Source organism: Streptomyces sp. NPDC007264 (assembly GCF_042869095.1).
GTDB lineage: Bacteria > Actinomycetota > Actinomycetes > Streptomycetales > Streptomycetaceae > Streptomyces.
The window spans coordinates 72,191-89,686 of sequence record NZ_JBIAFD010000017.1; the positions used below are offsets into that span (position 1 = coordinate 72,191).

16 protein-coding genes and 2 tRNA genes are annotated in these 17,496 nt (G+C 71.4%); 14 read left to right on the forward strand and 4 right to left on the reverse strand.

The window, feature by feature from the left end:
• Positions 1–151 precede the first annotated feature (151 nt).
• Both ACFYMU_RS26105 and ACFYMU_RS26110 read left to right on the forward strand, forming a co-directional pair.
• Positions 152–763 carry a hypothetical protein gene (locus ACFYMU_RS26105; protein ID WP_388377752.1) on the forward strand — a complete coding sequence of 204 codons (612 nt, stop codon included), beginning with the start codon at positions 152–154 and terminating at the stop codon, positions 761–763.
• Between the two features lie 124 nt (positions 764–887).
• Positions 888–1,961, forward strand: coding sequence for a hypothetical protein (locus tag ACFYMU_RS26110; RefSeq protein WP_388377755.1), 1,074 nt, complete (start codon positions 888–890; stop codon positions 1,959–1,961).
• Positions 1,962–2,019: 58 nt separating this feature from the next.
• Here the strand turns inward: ACFYMU_RS26110 and ACFYMU_RS26115 are convergent, their stop codons facing one another.
• Positions 2,020–3,171 carry a M48 family metallopeptidase gene (locus tag ACFYMU_RS26115; protein ID WP_388377758.1) on the reverse strand — a complete coding sequence of 384 codons (1,152 nt, stop codon included), beginning with the start codon at positions 3,169–3,171 and terminating at the stop codon, positions 2,020–2,022.
• A gap of 163 nt (positions 3,172–3,334) precedes the next feature.
• On the opposite strand from ACFYMU_RS26115, the gene ACFYMU_RS26120 reads away from it, so the two are divergent.
• From ACFYMU_RS26120 to ACFYMU_RS26150, 7 genes are all read left to right on the forward strand, one after another.
• Positions 3,335–3,493: a hypothetical protein gene (locus ACFYMU_RS26120; protein ID WP_388377761.1), complete on the forward strand. Its 159-nt coding sequence runs from the start codon at positions 3,335–3,337 to the stop codon at positions 3,491–3,493.
• A 146-nt stretch (positions 3,494–3,639) separates the two neighbouring features.
• Entirely contained in the window at positions 3,640–3,795 is a 156-nt protein-coding gene (locus ACFYMU_RS26125; protein ID WP_388377764.1) for a hypothetical protein, read from the forward strand.
• 82 nt (positions 3,796–3,877) lie between these two features.
• Positions 3,878–4,540: a nicotinate-nucleotide adenylyltransferase gene (nadD, locus tag ACFYMU_RS26130; RefSeq protein ID WP_388377766.1), complete on the forward strand. Its 663-nt coding sequence runs from the start codon at positions 3,878–3,880 to the stop codon at positions 4,538–4,540.
• A gap of 17 nt (positions 4,541–4,557) precedes the next feature.
• Entirely contained in the window at positions 4,558–6,321 is a 1,764-nt protein-coding gene (locus tag ACFYMU_RS26135; protein ID WP_388377769.1) for a LytR C-terminal domain-containing protein, read from the forward strand.
• A gap of 110 nt (positions 6,322–6,431) precedes the next feature.
• A complete protein-coding gene (gene rsfS, locus ACFYMU_RS26140; RefSeq protein WP_388377772.1) occupies positions 6,432–6,878 on the forward strand; it encodes a ribosome silencing factor in 447 nt (148 codons plus the stop codon).
• Complete coding sequence (locus tag ACFYMU_RS26145; RefSeq protein WP_388377775.1) at positions 6,875–7,537, forward strand: histidine phosphatase family protein; 663 nt, start codon at positions 6,875–6,877, stop codon at positions 7,535–7,537. Before rsfS ends, ACFYMU_RS26145 begins: the two co-directional genes overlap by 4 nt.
• A gap of 117 nt (positions 7,538–7,654) precedes the next feature.
• Positions 7,655–7,727, forward strand: a tRNA-Ala gene (locus tag ACFYMU_RS26150).
• A gap of 99 nt (positions 7,728–7,826) precedes the next feature.
• Here ACFYMU_RS26150 and ACFYMU_RS26155 read toward each other — a convergent pair.
• A complete protein-coding gene (locus tag ACFYMU_RS26155; protein WP_388377778.1) occupies positions 7,827–8,705 on the reverse strand; it encodes a helix-turn-helix transcriptional regulator in 879 nt (292 codons plus the stop codon).
• Positions 8,706–8,930: 225 nt separating this feature from the next.
• Here ACFYMU_RS26155 and ACFYMU_RS26160 point away from each other — a divergent pair, with 225 nt between their 5' ends.
• The 4 genes from ACFYMU_RS26160 (at position 8,931) to ACFYMU_RS26175 (ending at position 10,987) form a co-directional block, all read left to right on the forward strand.
• Positions 8,931–10,295, forward strand: coding sequence for an MFS transporter (locus tag ACFYMU_RS26160; RefSeq protein WP_388378011.1), 1,365 nt, complete (start codon positions 8,931–8,933; stop codon positions 10,293–10,295).
• 69 nt (positions 10,296–10,364) lie between these two features.
• Positions 10,365–10,538 carry a hypothetical protein gene (locus ACFYMU_RS26165; protein WP_388377781.1) on the forward strand — a complete coding sequence of 58 codons (174 nt, stop codon included), beginning with the start codon at positions 10,365–10,367 and terminating at the stop codon, positions 10,536–10,538.
• A 3-nt stretch (positions 10,539–10,541) separates the two neighbouring features.
• Positions 10,542–10,775 carry a hypothetical protein gene (locus tag ACFYMU_RS26170; protein WP_016643127.1) on the forward strand — a complete coding sequence of 78 codons (234 nt, stop codon included), beginning with the start codon at positions 10,542–10,544 and terminating at the stop codon, positions 10,773–10,775.
• 139 nt (positions 10,776–10,914) lie between these two features.
• Positions 10,915–10,987: transfer RNA gene (locus ACFYMU_RS26175), tRNA-Ala, on the forward strand.
• Between the two features lie 153 nt (positions 10,988–11,140).
• On the opposite strand, the gene ACFYMU_RS26180 is transcribed toward ACFYMU_RS26175, so the two are convergent.
• Both ACFYMU_RS26180 and ACFYMU_RS26185 read right to left on the reverse strand, forming a co-directional pair.
• Complete coding sequence (locus ACFYMU_RS26180; protein ID WP_388377783.1) at positions 11,141–12,757, reverse strand: NADH-ubiquinone oxidoreductase-F iron-sulfur binding region domain-containing protein; 1,617 nt, start codon at positions 12,755–12,757, stop codon at positions 11,141–11,143.
• A complete protein-coding gene (locus tag ACFYMU_RS26185; protein WP_388377786.1) occupies positions 12,754–14,064 on the reverse strand; it encodes a cytochrome b/b6 domain-containing protein in 1,311 nt (436 codons plus the stop codon). Before ACFYMU_RS26185 ends, ACFYMU_RS26180 begins: the two co-directional genes overlap by 4 nt.
• A 459-nt stretch (positions 14,065–14,523) precedes the next feature.
• Here ACFYMU_RS26185 and leuS point away from each other — a divergent pair, with 459 nt between their 5' ends.
• On the forward strand, positions 14,524–17,406 hold the full coding sequence (leuS, locus tag ACFYMU_RS26190) for a leucine--tRNA ligase (protein ID WP_388377789.1): 2,883 nt from the start codon (positions 14,524–14,526) through the stop codon (positions 17,404–17,406).
• Positions 17,407–17,496: the final 90 nt, after the last annotated feature.

Here is a 17,496-nt window from a genome sequence, read left to right on the forward strand (position 1 = left end):
CCGAGCCGGTGGCCTGGCCGGGGGCGGCGCGGGCGCCCGCCCGGTGCCGCCCGGAACGCGATGTCCGGGCACCGGCCGTGAACCGTCTCGCCAGGTGGATGAATTTCCTTACCGTCTGCCCAAATTGACCCCCCAGGTCTACTCTGGATCCGTGCCGGAGGACGTGGGGGGCACGCCGTTCGACGACGGCTGGGAGCCCGACGACGACCGCGACCGCGGAGGCAGCGACGAAGAGTTCGCCTCCGTGGTGTTCGACGAGGCCTTCGTACGGGCCGCCGTGGTGCACGAGCCGACGGCCGTGGAGAGACTTCTCGCCGCCGCCCAGGCCCGCGCCGAGGCCCAGGAGAGCGAGGCGCGCCGGGCGCACGCCAGGGGCGCGGGGGGCGACGACGAGCGCTTCGAGGAGGGATTCGGACCCGAGGAGGCGTTCGGATTCGGCCACGCCCGGGATCTGGACGACCTGGACGACGCAGAGATCCTTCAGGGCCGGCACGGCGCCTCGGGCACCTACGGCAGGGCCTACCGCAAGGTGTCCCGCTGGCACCGCCCGGTCGCCTGGATGCTCGCCCTCGTGATGGGCATCGGCATGGTCGCCCTCGCCTTCACCGCGGTGTACCGGGGCGCTTCCTCGGGCCGCCAGGAGCAGGTCCCGCCCCCCAGGACCGGACTGGAGCAGGGCCAGGGGGCCGGCACCGGCACGGGCCCCTCGACCTCCGCGGAATACTCGCCCCCGGCGCTCTCGGCGGTACCGCGGACCCCCTGACACCGCTCATGAGGGCCGCTGCCGCCCCGGGCCCGGGGTCCGCGCGAAATCCTGGTGAGAACCTGTCAGAACTTGTCGTGCACCAGGGCGTTTACCTGAGCTCCAGGAGACCTACCCTGAAGGTATGGGCGGGCCTGGAGACCCACCTGAGGGGACACCCGAGGGCGCTCCCGGTGGTGGCGAGGACGAATACCGATCCGTCGTGTTCGACGAGTCGTTCGTCCGTGCTGCCCGTTTGCAGGAGTACTCCGCGCGGGAGCGGATGTCGGACCACGCCCCGGCCGTGCGCCGCCGCCCGGCGCTGCACGGCGGGCTGCCCCGGCAGGCCCTGATCCTCCTGGTGCTGATCGCGGTCGCCTTCGCCACCGCGATCTACATGGGCGTACGCCATCCGTACCCGACGCCCAAGGCGCAGCCCCTGGAGCCGCTGCGGACCACGGTCATACCCCTGGCCCCGCAGTCCGCCGTCCCCGGCGCCCAGGACCCCGAGACCCTCTACGCCCACAGCCCCGCCGCCCAGTACCGGGTCGGCGCCGAGGGCATCACGCTCCCCGCCGCGCGGCGCACCGCGAACTTCTCCGAGAGCCAGGTCGTCGCCGCGCTGACCACCGCCAAGGACTACCTCGTCCGGTCCTCGCTCGACCCGGCCGTCCTCACCGGCGGCGCCGTGCGGTCCGTGCGGCTCCTGCTGAACCCGCAGCAGCTCGACCAGTTCGACCAGGGCTTCGTGCATCCGGCCGCGGACGGCCGGCACGAGCCCACCGGCTGGCTGGTCCGTTTCGACCCCTCCCGCGCACAGCTGGCCGACCGCAAGGTCCGCGTCCAGGGCAGGCTGGAGGCGGCGGAGACCGACTCCGACACCCTCGAGATCACCGCGGACCACACCCTGGTGTACGCGCTGAAGCCGGTCGGCTCCGGTGCGAAGGCCAAGGCGTCACTGTTCACCGTGCGGCGCGAGCTGACCTTCCGCTTCGACCGCGACGACCTGCGCATGCACCAGGTGCAGCTCATCTCCTCGTACGTCCAGGCCGGCCCGCTGGCCTGCGCAGACGACGCCGCGAACGAGCTGCGCCCGCTGCTGGCGGGCCAGACGGCCAAGGCGGGCGGCCCGGCCGGCACCGATCCCTACGCGACAGGCGACGCCACCGCGACGGCCTTGTGCGGCTCCCTGGCGAAGAGCGCTCAGCCGAGGGTCTGAGGTCCGCGGACGAGCGCCGGGCCGCCGGAGGGACGCGCTCCTCGCCCTCTGGCGGCGGTCAGGCGTCGCCCGGGGTCTCGTCCGCGCCGTCCCCGTCCCCGCCGTCGCCCGGCCGGCCGCCTCCCGCGCGCTCCTCGCGCGACTCACGCGGCGCGTCCTTGGGCGCGCCGCCCGCGAACCCGGCGAAGCCGCGCCGCACCCGCCCGCCGAGGTCGCCGGCACCGCCCGCGAGGTCGCTGACCAGCTTCATCAGGGGATCCTTCGACTGCTTCACGTCGTTGGCGTAGCCGGCCGCCGACTGCCGGAAGGAGTCCGTCACCGAGGTGTCCCCGTCCTCGGTCCGCCGCGCATAGTGACCGTCCATGATCCGCTGGTAGTCACGCGTGGCCGCCCACTTCTTGAGCTCCGCGGCGCGGACCGCGGCGAAGGGGTGGGTGCGCGGCAGCACGTTGAGGATCTTGAGCACGGAGTCGCGCAGATCGCCCCCGGCCTCGTACTCCTCGGCCTGCTCCAGGAACGCGTCCACGTTCATCTCGTGCAGGTGGTTGCCGCCCGCCATCTTCATCAGGCCGCGCATCGAGGACTGCAGGTCCTGCCCGACCAGGAGCCCGGCCCGGTCGGCCGACAGCTCCGACTTGCGGAACCACTCCCGCAGCGCGGTCACGATCGCCATGATCGCGAGGTTTCCCAGCGGAATCCACGCGACCCGGACCGCGAGGCTGGTCAGGAACAGCAGGATTGTCCGGTACACGGCGTGGCCGGACAGCGCGTGCCCCACCTCGTGGCCGACGACGGCCCGCATCTCCTCCTCGTTCAGCAGCTCCACGAGGCCCGTCGTCACGACGACGATCGGCTCGTCGAGGCCGATGCACATCGCGTTCGGCTGCGGGTCCTGCGTGACGTACATCGGTGGCACCTTCTCCAGGTCCAGGATGTGACAGGCGTCCCGCAGCATGTCGTTGAGATGCGTGAACTGCGCTTCCGAGACCCGCACCGAGTCGGAGAGGAAGAGCAGCCGCAGGCTGCGCTCGGGCAGCAGGCCGCTGAGTGCCTTGAAGACCGTGTCGAAGCCGCTGAGCTTGCGCAGGGCCACCAGAGCCGAGCGGTCGGCCGGGTGCTCGTACGCGCGGGAGGAGATCCCCGGAAAACGCCTGCGCCGCCTGCTCGGCACGCTCTCGTGCCCGTTCTGCTCATGGCCGTCGTCGGACATGTGTTCCCCCATGTGTCTGATGGCTCACTGTGCGATTGATCATCGGGCGACCACCCGGTGGAGTGACCGTGCGCGCCGTGCGGCGCCCCGATGTGCCCCCGAAGCGGGATCCAGCCTAGGCGGAGATACGGTGACGGGGCAGCACACGGTTAGGAGCGATCCCATGGAGCACATCCCCGCCGCCTGGCTCACCGAGGCGGCGACGGCCGCGCAACGGCAGGGGCCGGGCAACCTGCTCCGCGTCGTGCTGATCGTGATGGTCCTCGGCTGCGTCATGACCGGGTGGTTCCTGCTGCGGGGCTACCGGCGCAAGGACGAGTGACGGGCGGGCGGCGGCACGCGGCGAACCGCGCGGACCTCCGACGGGCCCTTCCCCGCCAATGGCGGAGTCGGCGTGATCGGCGCGGAGGCGCCCGCTTACGATGAGCCGACGTCTTTGTTCCGCCCACACCGGATAGGTCTGCCGAGATGAGCTTCCACAGCACCGCCGCCCAGTTGGCCACCCTCGCCGAGGGCGAAGGCGGCAACCACGAGAGCCTCAGTCCCTACCTGACGGGCGGCGCCGCCCTCGTCATCCTCCTCGCGCTGCTGTGGGTCACCACCCGCTTCAACCGCGATCGCTGAGTCCGGCACAGGGCCCGGTCCCGGCCGCCCGCCGGGGCCTGTCTGCCGGTGCCCGGCGACCGGGCCGGTAGGGTCTGCACGCATGGGAGAGCAGCACACGCCCACCGGTCCGGCGAAGGGCACGGTTCCCGGTCCCGGAAGCGGGCCGTCGAACCCGGGCAAACGCCGCCTCGGCGTCATGGGCGGAACGTTTGACCCGATCCACCACGGGCACCTCGTCGCGGCGAGCGAGGTCGCCGCGCAGTTCCACCTGGACGAGGTGGTGTTCGTGCCCACCGGCCAGCCGTGGCAGAAGACCGAGCGCAAGGTCAGCCCGGCCGAGGACCGCTATCTGATGACCGTCATCGCGACCGCCGAGAACCCCCAGTTCTCGGTCAGTCGCATCGACATCGACCGCGGTGGCCCCACCTACACCACGGACACCCTGCGCGACCTGAAGGCCCTCAACCCCGACACCGACCTGTTCTTCATCACGGGTGCCGACGCCCTCGGCCAGATCCTGACCTGGCGCTACACGGAGGAGCTGTTCTCCCTCGCGCACTTCATCGGCGTCACCCGCCCCGGTCACACCCTGGCCGATCCCGGTCTTCCCGAGGGCGGGGTCTCGCTCGTGGAAGTTCCCGCGCTGGCCATCTCGTCCACAGACTGCCGTGCGAGGGTCGCCAAGGGCGAACCCGTCTGGTATCTGGTGCCGGACGGCGTGGTGCGCTACATCGACAAGCGGCAGCTGTACCGCGGCGAGTGAGCCGAGAGGGGCCACCGGTGAACGACCGATACGACGGATACGCGGGCGGCGACCAGTACGAACTCGTCGGCTACGACGAGTTCGGGCAGCCTGTGTACCGGCAGGTGCCCGTGCAGCAGACCCCGCAGGGCTACGACCCCTACGGCACGCAGCAGCAGCCCCAGGGCTACGGCTACGACCCGTACGCGACCGGCCCGCACCAGCCGGCGGCGCCGTATCACACCGGTCAGCAGCAACCGGCGTCCTCCCCCGACACGGGCCGGCAGCCGCCCGTCCCGCCGTACGACCCCTACGACCCCTACGGCAACGGCGGCCACGACCCGTACGGGCAGGCCGCGACCGGCGGTCCGCAGCCGCGCATCACCGAGCAGACCGCGTACATCCCGCAGCAGGCGGGACCGGCCGGCAGCCGCCCGGGCCGCGCGGACGGCTTCCCCGGCGGCTTGCCCGACGGCGGCCCGGCCGGACCGGCGGGGACCGCCGCCGACCGGGAGCCGTCCGGCGACCGCGACTACCGCACCGAGCAGTTCGCCTTCGTCGAGGAACCCGACGGCGACTCCGAAGACGTCATCGACTGGCTGAAGTTCACCGAGAACCGCACCGAGCGCCGTGAGGAGGCCAAGCGCCGTGCCCGCAGCCGGATCACCGCCCTCGTCGTGGTCCTCGCGCTGGTGGGCCTCGGCGGAGTCGGCTACCTCTGGTACGCGGGCAAGCTGCCCGGCGCCTCCTCCGGCGGCTCGTCCGGCGGGACGACGACCGCCGCGGGCGCCCAGAACCGCGACGTGATCGTCGTCCACCTGCACAACACCAAGGGCGGCGGCACCTCCACCGCACTGCTCGTCGACAACACCACCACCAAGCAGGGCGCGACGGTCCTGCTGCCCAACTCCCTCGCGCTGACCTCCGACGAGGGCACCACGACCACCCTCGCCAAGTCGGTCGCCGACGACGGGTCCGCCGGCACGGGTGACGCCATCGACGCCGTCCTGGGCACCAGTGTCGAGGGCACCTGGCGCCTCGACACCCCCTACCTGAACAATCTCGTCGAGCTCGTCGGCAACATCGAGGTCACCACCGACACCGACGTCCCCGATCCCGGCGCCAAGAAGAAGGGCGGTGCTCCCCTCGTGCACAAGGGGGAGGACCAGACCCTCAGCGGCAAGATGGCCGTCGCGTACGCCACCTACCGGGCCCCCGGTGAGCCCCAGGACGCCCAGCTGGAGCGGTTCGGCCAGGTCATGCAGGGTGTGCTGCGCAAGTTGTCCTCGGACCCGCAGGCCGCGACGACCACGGTGCAGACGCTCGCCCAGATCCTCGACCCGTCCCTGAGCGACAAGGACCTCGGCACCTTCCTCGCCAAGCTCGCCGACCTCGCCAAGCAGGGCGACTACAAGACGGAGCTGCTGCCGGTCCGGTCCGACGGAACAGTCGGCCAGGAAGCCACCGACACCGTCGTCAGGAACCTGCTCGGCGGCACCGTGAAGAGCCCCCAGGCCAGCGACGCCGTACGGGTCGGCGTCAAGAACGCCGCCGGCTCCAAGTCCTCCGCGGCGCAGGCCCGCGTCGTCCTGGTCAACGGCGGCTACACCGTCATCGACGCCGGCACCGGCACCGCCCAGGCCGAGACCCGGATCACCTACGCCGCCGACGGCGACAAGGAGAACGCGATCGAGGTGGCCAAGACCCTGGGGGTGCCCACCAGCGCCGTCAGGAAGGGCACGGCGGCATCGAACGCCACCGTCTCGGTCGTCCTCGGCCAGGACTACAAGCCGTCGTCGTGACCTGGATCACATCCTGTGCCGCCGGGGCGTGATCCGTTAATCACTTGGGGAGCCGTCGGCGGTCCGTGAGACCCTTGAGGTACCACCGACCGCCGACGGAAAGCCCTGTAGTGACCGCAACGGACCGTTCTCTCGAGCTCATCAACACCGCCGCCCAGGCGGCCGCCGACAAGCTTGCGCACGACATCATCGCCTACGACGTCAGCGACGTGCTGTCGATCACGGACGCCTTCCTGCTGGCCTCGGCGCCCAGCGACCGCCAGGTCAAGGCCATCGTCGACGAGATCGAGGAGCGGCTGAACAAGGAACTCGGCGCCAAGCCGGTGCGCCGCGAGGGCGACCGCGAGGCCCGCTGGGTGCTGCTGGACTACGTCGACATCGTGGTGCACGTCCAGCACAGCGAGGAGCGCGTCTTCTACGCCCTGGAGCGGCTGTGGAAGGACTGCCCCGAGCTGGAGCTGCCCGCCGACGCCAAGGCCACCCGCGGCAAGGCCCAGGAGCACGCCAGGCTTCAGGCCGCCGAGGACGCCGCCGAACTGGGCGGGGAGGTGCGGTGACGGCCGCGGGCACCGAGGACGGGAAGAGGGGCCGCCGCCTCGTCCTGTGGCGCCACGGCCAGACGATGTGGAACGTGGAGCGCCGCTTCCAGGGCTCCACGGACGTGGAGCTCACGGACACCGGCCTCGCCCAGGCCCGCCGCTCCGCCCGTCTGCTCGCCTCCCTGAACCCGGACGCCATCGTCGCCTCCGACCTCAGGCGCGCCGCCGCCACGGCGGCCGAGCTGGCCGCGCTCACGGGTCTCGACGTCGCCCTCGACGAGGGCCTGCGCGAGACGTACGCGGGCGTCTGGCAGGGGCTGACCCACGAGGAGATCATCGCCCGGTACGGCGAGGAGTACGCAGCCTGGAAGCGCGGCGAGCCCGTCCGCCGCGGCGGCGGCGAACTGGAGACCGAGGTCGCCGAGCGCGCCGCCCCCGTGGTGCTGCGGCACGCCGAGAAGCTGCCCGACGGCGGCACCCTCGTGGTGGTCAGTCACGGCGGCACGATCCGCACCACCATCGGCCGCCTGCTCGGCCTGGAGGTCCGCCACTGGGAGAGCCTCGGCGGCCTCTCCAACTGCAGCTGGTCCGTCCTCGGCGAGGGCGTACGCGGGTGGCGCCTCCTGGAGCACAACGCGGGCACCCTCCCGGAGCCGGTCCTCGGCGACGACGACTGACACCGCCTCATCGGGCCGGGCCCGGATTTCACTTTCTGGCAGGTCGCAGGCTAGAGTTCTTCTTGTTCGCCCCGCCGAGCGGGGCGAAACACCATGCGACTCCGTCGCGTGGCGCGAGGGGCTATAGCTCAGTTGGTAGAGCGCCTGCATGGCATGCAGGAGGTCAGGAGTTCAATTCTCCTTAGCTCCACAGATCGACACTCGACAGTCATCACTCTTGAGTTGTCAAAGATCGATACCGGAGGATCCCGTCCCGCAGGGGGCGGGATTTTTCATCGGGCGGGGTGACTCATGTCACGTCGGCCGGCTCCCTGTCCGACGGCGGCCACAGCCGCTGCCTGCGCTCCCGCAGCAACGCCACCTTCTCCCAGGCATCAGCGTCGTCCGGCGTGTACACCACGATCCGGCACTCGGGCATCCCGTTGATCGACAGCGACACCGAGTTCATCCGCAGCTCGCCCACCGCGTCGTGGCGGAAGGTCTTCACCCGCGGTCCGGGCGGGATCACCTCACTGCTCGCCCACAGCTCCGCGAAGTGGGGGCTGGCCGCCGACAGCGAGCGTATGAAGTCCTCCCAGGCCGGCTCGCCCACGTGTCTGCCGTACGCGGAGCGCAGGGTCGCCACCATCACCGGCAGCTCCCTCTCCCGCCACCGCACCGGACAGGCGTCCTCGGACACCGTGAACAGCATCCACAGCGTGTTGGGCGTATCGGTGTCCCCTCTCGGCGGGAGCTGGAACAGGTCGCTGTAGGCGGGGTTGGTGGCGAGCACGTCGTACCGCGCGTTGTAGACGACCGCCGGGTGGGGGTCGAGGGCGTCGATGACCGTCTGGATCTCCGGGCCGACCCGCCGGGGCAGTCCCTCGGGACCGTGCTCGTAGGGCACCTCCGCCAGGTGGTACAGGTGCTCGCGCTCCGGCTGGTCCAGGCGCAGGGTGCGGGCCACCGCGTCCAGGACCTGGCCCGAGGCGTTGATGGGGCGGCCCTGCTCCAGCCACGTGTACCAGGTGACGCCCACGCCGGACAGTTGCGCCACCTCCTCGCGGCGCAGCCCCGGCGTCCGGCGCCGCAGCCCCGGCGGCATGCCCACGTCGGCCGGCGTCACCCGGGCCCGCCTGCTGCGCAGGAAGGCCGCCAGCTCCGGCCTGCGGCGCTGCGTCGACGCCATCGTCCTCACATCCCCCCGTCGTCCATGGTCAGGACCGGAGCCGGCCGCTGCCAGGTGCTGTCGGTACCAGCATCGGCGGGCTCTCGTCACCCGTATCCAGCCGTCGCCAGGCTCTGAGACATGACGACGACAACCCCCGCGGGCGCCGGGTCCACTCCCGCGATCCGTTCTGCGACCAGTAAACCCCCGGCCACTGACAATCGCCCCGGCCGGCTGCTCGCGGTCCTGCTCACCGCGCAGTTCATGGCGCTGCTCGACGTCTTCATCGTGAACGTCGCCGTGCCCACGATCGGCTCCGGGCTCCATGCGAGCGGGGCCGGGCTGCAGTTGGTGGTCGCCGGGTACTCCGTCTCGTACGCGGTCCTGCTGATCACCGGCGCGCGCCTCGGCGACCTGCTCGGCCACCGGCGGGTCCATCTCGCCGGGCTCGCGGTGTTCACGGCCGCCTCGCTGGCCTGCGGACTGGCGGGGAGCACGGGCCAGCTGATCGCCTTCCGGCTGGTGCAGGGCGCTGGATCGGCCGTCATGATCCCGCAGGTGCTCAGCCTGATCCAGCGTCACTTCACCGGCGAGGCGCGCGCGAAGGCGCTCGGCGTGTACTCGGCCGTCCTGGCCACCGGTGCCGCCGCCGGCCAGGTGCTGGGCGGCGTGCTGGTGAGCGCCGACCTGTTCGGCACCGGCTGGCGGCCGGTGTTCCTCGTGAACGTGCCCGTCGGCGCCCTGCTCCTGGCGGTGGGCGGCCGGGTCCTGCCGCGCGACGACGCACGGGCCCTGGAGCGGTCGCGCGGCCTCGACCTGCCCGGTCTGGTGCTGCTCGGCGCCGCCGTCTCGCTCCTGACCGTGCCGCTCGTCCTCGGCCAGGACGAGGACTGGCCGCTGTGGTCCTGGCTGTGCCTGGCCGCGGCCGTGGTGGTGTTCGCGCTGTTCTGCGGGTACGAGTCCCGCTTCGCCCGGCGCGGCGGGGCGCCGCTGATCGCCCCGAGGGTGCTGCGCCACCCGGGCATCGGCCTCGCGGTCTTCCGGCTGCTGGCCGTGATGGCCGTGAACGGGGGCTTCCTGTTCTCCCTCACCCTGCATGTCCAGGGCGGCCTCGGCCACAGCGCGCTGCGGGCCGGCCTCACCTTCGCGCCCACCGCCGTGGTGTTCGGGCTCGTCGGTCTGACCTGGCGGACCTGGCCCGCCTCCGTGCAGCGCGCCCTGATCCCCGGCGGATTCCTCCTCGCCGCCCTCTCGGTGGCCGGTGCGGGCTGGGCCCTGCGCGGCGGAGGCGACGGCGGGCCGTGGCCGTACGCGGCCTTCGTGGGCGTGGGTGCGGGCCTGGCGCTGAGCGTCAGCCCCACACTCACCAGGGCCCTCGCCACGGTGCGGCCCGAGGACGCGGCGGACGCCGGCGGACTGCTCGCGACGGTCACCCAGCTCGGTCAGCTGATCGGTGTCGCGCTCTTCGGCACACTGTTCTTCAACCGGCTTGAGTCACTTGGGGCTCCCGGGGCGTATACCTCTTCGGAAGCGCTCCTCGCATGCATGTACGCGCTGGCCGCGACGGCCGTGCTGGGGGCCGTGTCCGGACTGGTACGAAGGCGTCGCTGACCGTATTGGCCCGGCCGTGGCAGAATCAAACGGCCGGAAGGGGGCGCGGCCCGACGGGAGGGAGTAGCGATGCCTTGGAGCATCCGCGAGGGGACCGGCGACCCCCTCGCAGTGGCGGTGACACGTCAAAATGGCACCCTCCTCGACTGCCCTTCCTGCGGCTCGTCCCATGTCGCCCAGGTCCTCGGCGACAACGGCGGCATTTCCTACGTGTGCACGGCCTGCGGCCACAGCTGGAGCTGATCGATGGGTGCACACAGGCGGAAGTGCGACTGGTGCGGCAGCGGCACACCGATCGTCCGCGACATGGAGCCGGTCAACCCCGACTACCAGTACTGGTGCGAGGAGTGCGCGCGGGCGCTGATCATAAAGGGCGACCCGATCGAGACCTACCGTGAGCTGGAGGGCGAGCCGATCTACGGCCGTCTCCTGGACGAGCACTGCACCCTCAAACGCTTCTACTCGTTCGCCACCGCCTGACCCGGGCGAACGCGGACACCGGGGCGCGCTCCGGCGAAGCGGCTCCCAACCCCCACCCGACGGAAACGATTTGGTGGTGCCCCGGGAGGAGCGTGTAATGTTGGCGTCGCCGCCGGGGAAACCCGGCGGAGCACCGCACGGGGCTATAGCTCAGTTGGTAGAGCGCCTGCATGGCATGCAGGAGGTCAGGAGTTCAATTCTCCTTAGCTCCACAGGACTTGAGGGCGGTCCATCCGATCGGATGGACCGCCTTCGTCGTGTGCGGGCGTGCCGGCCACGACGGCAGGAGAGCCGAGAGCCGGGGCGAAAGAGGGCAGGTGGGGGGAGAGGGCCACCCGCGAGGGGGCGGCCCTCGGCCCGGGTGCTCAGCGGCCGAGCGCGCGACGCCCCCGGCCCTGCGACAGCACGGGCAGGTTGCTGCGGGAGGGCGCGCCCGACCGGGTGTCCTCCTCGACCCGCAGCGCGAGCGCCGGGCAGCGGCGTACGGCCCGCAGCGCCTTCGCCTCCGCGTACCGCGGCACCGGCGCCTGGGCGACCGTCGGGAAGCCGTCGGCGCCCAGTTCGAAGACCTCCGGGAGGATGTCCGCGCACAGGCCGTGGCCGCGGCACAGCGTCCAGTCGACGTAGATCTTCTGCCGGCTGGCACCCGCCTCCGGCTCCGCCTGGCCGCCGCCGGGGATGCCCGTGGGCGCCCTGCCGCCCTCGAAGAGCGGCAGCACGCCCTCCACGGGCCTGCCGCAGCCGTTGCCGAGGACATGGGCGGCCAGGTCGTCCGTGAACGCCTTGACGGTCGATTCCAGGAACATCGCCGAACCGTCCGGATGCGAGCACGCACCGCGCCGTTTGACGTTCTTGGCGACCTGCTTGAGGGCCTCGAGGGCGGCGGGTCCGCCGCCGTTGATGATGTCCTCCATGCCGCGTGCCGCGGCCGGCAGGCCCAGGTAGCAGGGACCGCACTGGCCCGCGCTCTCCTCGGCCAGCCACTTGGCCACCTGGAGGGACTCGCCCAGCGGGCAGGTCTCCTGGCTGATGGGCAGGATGGCGCCGGCGCCCAGCGAGCCGCCGACGGCATCCAGGGAGTTGCGCGAGACGATCGCCTCGTTGACGGTGGCCGCGTCGATCCACTTGCCGTGGTAGCCGCCGGTCAGCACGCCCTGCGGCACCGGCGGGGCGCCGGCCAGCTGGAGCACGTACCGCAGCGGCACACCCGTCGGGACCTCGATCACCATCGGCCGGTTGACCGCGCCGGAGACGGTGAGCATCACGGTCCCGGGCTCGTCGTACAGACCCGTGTTGCAGTAGCGCTCGGCCCCGATGCGTGCGGCGATCGCCAGCTGGGCGAACGTCTCGGCGTTCGACAGCAGCGTGGGCGCGCCGCCGACGCCGGTCTGCGAGGCGCTGACCTTGCGGCCGGGCGGGATCGCCGGACCGCCGTCGATGGAGCGGATCAGCGAGGCGGCCGCGCCGGTGACCATGCGCACCGGGTTGCGCTGCACGCGCGCGCGTATCGGCGCTCCGCGGCGGTTGCTCAGCCCGCGCTCGCTGAGCGCCTGCTCCATGGATCTCTCCGTGGACGCGCGGGTCACGCCGACGACGAGGGTGCGGGCGCCCAGGGCCTCGGCGACCAGCAGGGCGCCGTCCAGGATGAGGTGCGGTGCCCGGTTGATCAGCACCGTGTCCTTGCGGCAGGCGGGCTCGTCCTCGCTTCCGTTGACGACCACCACCGGCCGGATGCCGCGGCGGATCGCCGACTCGGCGACCGACCGCAGCTTCTTGTGGAAGGGGAAGCCCGCGCCGCCGCGGCCCTTCAGGGAGATCTGCTCGGCGAGCTGGGCGAGCTGCTCGCCGGCCATCGGCTCGAGCGGGCCGTGCACCTTGAGGTGCATGGGCAGGTCGAGCCGTTCGACAAGGTCGAAGCCCGACGTGAGCTGCGGAAGCCCGACCACACGGACCTCTGGGACGTCGGGCAGGGCCTCGTTCACTTAAAGCCTCCGGAAGGGGCGTTCCAGGCTTCGCCCGCGCCCGGCGTGTCGTAGGCGCCGGGCCGTGTTTCCGCCGTGGGACCGCTGTTGTACTGGTCGTTCGGGTTGTACGTACCGTAGGGGACGTTCGTCTCACCTGTGTCGTACATGTCACCCGTGCCGTACCCGTTGTAGCCCGCGGTGCCGTAGGCCGGGATGGTGTATCCGGTGTCGTTGAGCGGGTCGTAGGCGGAACGGGGCGCCTCGCCGACGGGGGGCGGCGAGGGAATCGGCCAGCTGCCCGAGGTGCCGGCGGCTCCGTCGACACGGGGCATGGCCTCCGTGGCCTGCATGTCCAGTGGCATGTTCATGCGCTGGGTCGGGTCGGGCCCCATCGGGGTCTGCCCGCGCGGGGTGGGCGAGACCGCCCGGTAGGCGGCGGCGAAGCCGTCGCCGGACTCCGGGGTCATGGTGCGGGCCGCGGGCGCCTCGAAGAGGGGGGCGGAGGGCTGCGGGGGGATCACGCCCCCGCCGGCGGCCGAGCGGCCCGTCGTGGAGCGCGATCCGAAGCCCGCCAGCGCGGCCGCCTCCGCGTTACGGGCGCGGCTCTCCTCCAGGCCGTCGCGGCCCGGCCCCTCCTCGCTCCCGAAGATCGCGAGGAGCCGGTCGGCGATCTTGCGCTTGTACGGGCGGGGCGCGGCGCGCAGCGCGAGGGCCGCCATGACCGCGAGCAGGGACAGCTCGTACAGGTACGTGAAGAGCGGGCTCTTCACGGCACGGCCCGCGTACAGGCCGTGGACGATGGCCGCGCACCAGGCCGGGTAGGCCAGCATGTGCATCGCCCGCCAGCGCGCCGCGACCGGCGCCGGGGAGGCGAACTGGTTGCGCAGCGCGCCGGTGACGCCCACGAAGATCATGAGCAGGCCGGCCAGGGTGCCCAGTCCGATGAGTCCGCCGATGCCGGTGAAGCCGAGCCCGAAGGGGATCACCGCGGCGATCCACACGGTGTGCTTGATCGCGAGCTTGATGCCGATGTGCACCACGAGGAACGCGATGGAGCCGACCGCCGTCACCCGGTGCACGGCCTGGGCCACGATCCGCTGGCGGATGTTGAGGAGGAGCCGGTCCTGGGCGACGAGGCCCCAGATGACCGAACAGCTGAGGAGGACGAGCGCCACGACGCCCGCGCCGAAGTTGAGGAACTCCTGAAGCCAGTTGCCTCCGTACAGCACGACCACGGGTATCAGCAGCAGCACCACAGCCGTCGCCACGCCGTAGGCCGAGCGACCCGGCTTGGGGAGCGAGCTGTTACTACGTTGAGGGTTCATGGGGGTCACTCCGAAAGGTTTCGGGAAGGCGGTCCCGCTGCCGCACTTTAGGTGGCTCCAAACCGAGCAGTACGAGGTTTGAGTTATTGCGTTGTTATCAAAGGGCAACGGGGTGGTGGCGTTGTCCGATTAGCTGCTGTTACGCGAAGTAACGCTTGAACGTTGTTCAGCTCCTCCAGACCTTCACAACCTGACCGTCCGGGTCTCAGTACGGCTCCGCCCCGCGTTGGGTTCACTTCCACCCCCTCCGGCGCGGGCCGGCGTAAGCCCGTCGCGATGCGCTCGGGCGCTGCGGTACTCTGGCGCCATGCGTGCCGTACGCCTTCTGCTTAGCGAGCCGCGCTGATCAGTCCCGACCACCCGGTCCCTCGGATGGCCGGAATCGGCGCGGCGTCCCCTCCTGTGCGAGGGGCTTTTTCATTTCCGCTGGCAGAGACGATCGATGGAGCTTTGAGGATCATGAGCGAGACGAACCCCGCTGCCGCCGCTGCCGTGTCGGCGGAGGCCGCGCCGCACCGCTACACGGCCGCCATGGCGGCCGAGATCGAGGCACGCTGGCAGGACTTCTGGGACGCCGAGGGCACCTACGCGGCGCCGAACCCGAGCGGAGACCTGGCCGGAGACCCGGAGCAGGTCGCCAGGCCCAAGAAGTTCATCATGGACATGTTCCCGTACCCCTCGGGTGCGGGCCTGCACGTCGGCCACCCCCTGGGCTACATCGCCACCGACGTCGTCGCCCGGTTCCAGCGCATGACCGGCCACAACGTCCTGCACACCCTGGGCTTCGACGCCTTCGGCCTGCCCGCCGAGCAGTACGCCGTGCAGACGGGCACCCACCCGCGCGTGTCCACCGAGGCCAACATCGAGAACATGAAGTACCAGCTGCGCCGGCTGGGCCTGGGCCACGACAAGCGGCGGTCGTTCGCCACGATCGACCCCGACTACTACAAGTGGACCCAGTGGATCTTCCTGCAGATCTTCAACTCCTGGTACGACGAGGAGGCGCGCAAGGCCCGCCCGATCTCCGCGCTGATCGCCCAGTTCGAATCCGGTGAGCGAGCGATTCGGGGCACCACGCGCGCGTGGAACCAGCTGAGCGCCGTGGAGCGTGCCGACGTCCTGGGCGAGTACCGCCTGGCGTACGCCTCGGACGCGCCGGTCAACTGGTGCCCCGGCCTGGGCACGGTCCTGGCCAACGAGGAGGTCACCGCCGACGGCCGCTCGGAGCGCGGCAACTTCCCCGTCTTCAAGGCCAAGCTGCGCCAGTGGAACATGCGCATCACGGCCTACGCCGACCGGCTGCTGGACGACCTGGAGGAGCTGGACTGGCCCGAGGCCATCAAGCTGCAGCAGCGCAACTGGATCGGCCGCTCCGAGGGTGCCCGCGTCGACTTCCCCATCGACGGCGAAGCGATCACGATCTTCACCACGCGCCAGGACACCCTGTTCGGCGCCACCTACATGGTGCTGGCGCCGGAGCACCCGCTGGTCGAGAAGTTCACCCCCGACGTCTGGCCCGAGGGCACGCCGGAGGTGTGGACCGGCGGTCACGCCACGCCCGCCGAGGCCGTCGCCGCCTACCGCGCCCAGGCCGCCTCGAAGTCCGACGTCGAACGGCAGGCCGAGGCCAAGGACAAGACGGGCGTCTTCACGGGGGCGTACGCCACCAATCCGGTCAGCGGCGAGCGGATCCCCGTCTTCATCGCCGACTACGTGCTGATGGGCTACGGCACCGGCGCCATCATGGCCGTCCCGGCACACGACAGCCGGGACTTCGCCTTCGCGCGCGCCTTCGAGCTGCCCATGCGCTGCGTCGTCGAGCCGGCCGACGGCCGCGGCACCGACCCGTCCACGTGGGACGACGCCTTCGACTCGTACGACGCGAAGATCCTGAACTCCGCCGGCGAGACCGTGTCCCTGGACGGCCTGGGCGTCGTCGACGCCAAGGCGCGCATCACCGAGTGGCTGGAGCGCAAGGGCATCGGCGAGGGCACCGTCAACTTCCGCCTGCGCGACTGGCTGTTCAGCCGCCAGCGCTACTGGGGCGAGCCCTTCCCGATCGTCTACGACGAGGACGGCGTCGCCCACGGCCTGCCGGAGTCGATGCTGCCGCTGGAGCTGCCGGAGGTCGAGGACTACTCGCCGCGCACCTTCGACCCGGACGACGCGGACACCCGGCCCGAGACCCCGCTGTCCCGCAACGAGGAGTGGGTCCACGTCACCCTGGACCTGGGCGACGGGCCGAAGAAGTACCGCCGCGAAACCAACACCATGCCGAACTGGGCGGGCTCGTGCTGGTACGAACTGCGCTACCTGGACCCGCACAACGACCAGAAGCTGGTCGACCCGCAGATCGAGCGCTACTGGATGGGCCCGCGCGAGGGCATGCCGCACGGCGGTGTCGACCTCTACGTCGGCGGCGCCGAGCACGCCGTGCTGCACCTGCTGTACGCGCGCTTCTGGTCCAAGGTCCTGTACGACCTGGGGTACGTCTCCTCGGCGGAGCCGTTCCACAAGCTGTTCAACCAGGGCATGATCCAGGCGTACGTCTACCGCGACAGCCGCGGCATCGCGGTGCCCGCCGCCGAGGTGGAGGAGCGCGACGGCGCCTACTACCACCAGGGCGAGCAGGTCACCCGTCTGCTGGGCAAGATGGGCAAGTCCCTGAAGAACGCGGTCACTCCGGACGAGATCTGCGCCGAGTACGGGGCGGACACGCTGCGCCTGTACGAGATGGCGATGGGTCCGCTGGACGTGTCACGGCCGTGGGACACGCGCGCGGTGGTCGGCCAGTACCGGCTGCTGCAGCGCCTGTGGCGCAATGTCGTGGACGAGGCGACCGGCGCCGTCACCGTCGTCGACGCCGAGCCCGACGAGGACACCCTGCGCGCCCTGCACAAGGCCATCGACGGTGTGCGCCAGGACCTGGAGGGGCTGCGGTTCAACACGGCCATCGCCAAGATCACCGAGCTGAACAACCACCTGACCAAGGCGGGCCGGCCGGTGCCGCGCCGGGTCGCCGAGGACCTGGTGCTGCTGACGGCGCCGCTGGCGCCGCACATCGCCGAGGAGCTGTGGCACAAGCTGGGCCGCACCGGCTCGGTCGTCCACCAGGACTTCCCGGTCGCCGACCCGGCGTACGTCGTCGACGAGACGGTGACCTGCGTCGTCCAGGTGAAGGGCAAGGTCAAGGCGCGCCTGGAGGTCTCCCCCTCGATCTCCGAGGAGGAACTGGAAAAGGTGGCCCTGGCCGACGAGAAGGTGGTCGCCGCGCTGGGCGGCGCGGGCATCCGCAAGGTGATCGTGCGCGCGCCCAAGCTGGTGAACATCGTCACGGCGTAGCCGGCCGCCGGGCGTCCCGCCGGCCCGCGCGCCGGGAGCGCCGGAGGCCGGGCGGCCCACGTCCGGGTAGTCCCCTACGGGCAGGTTCGG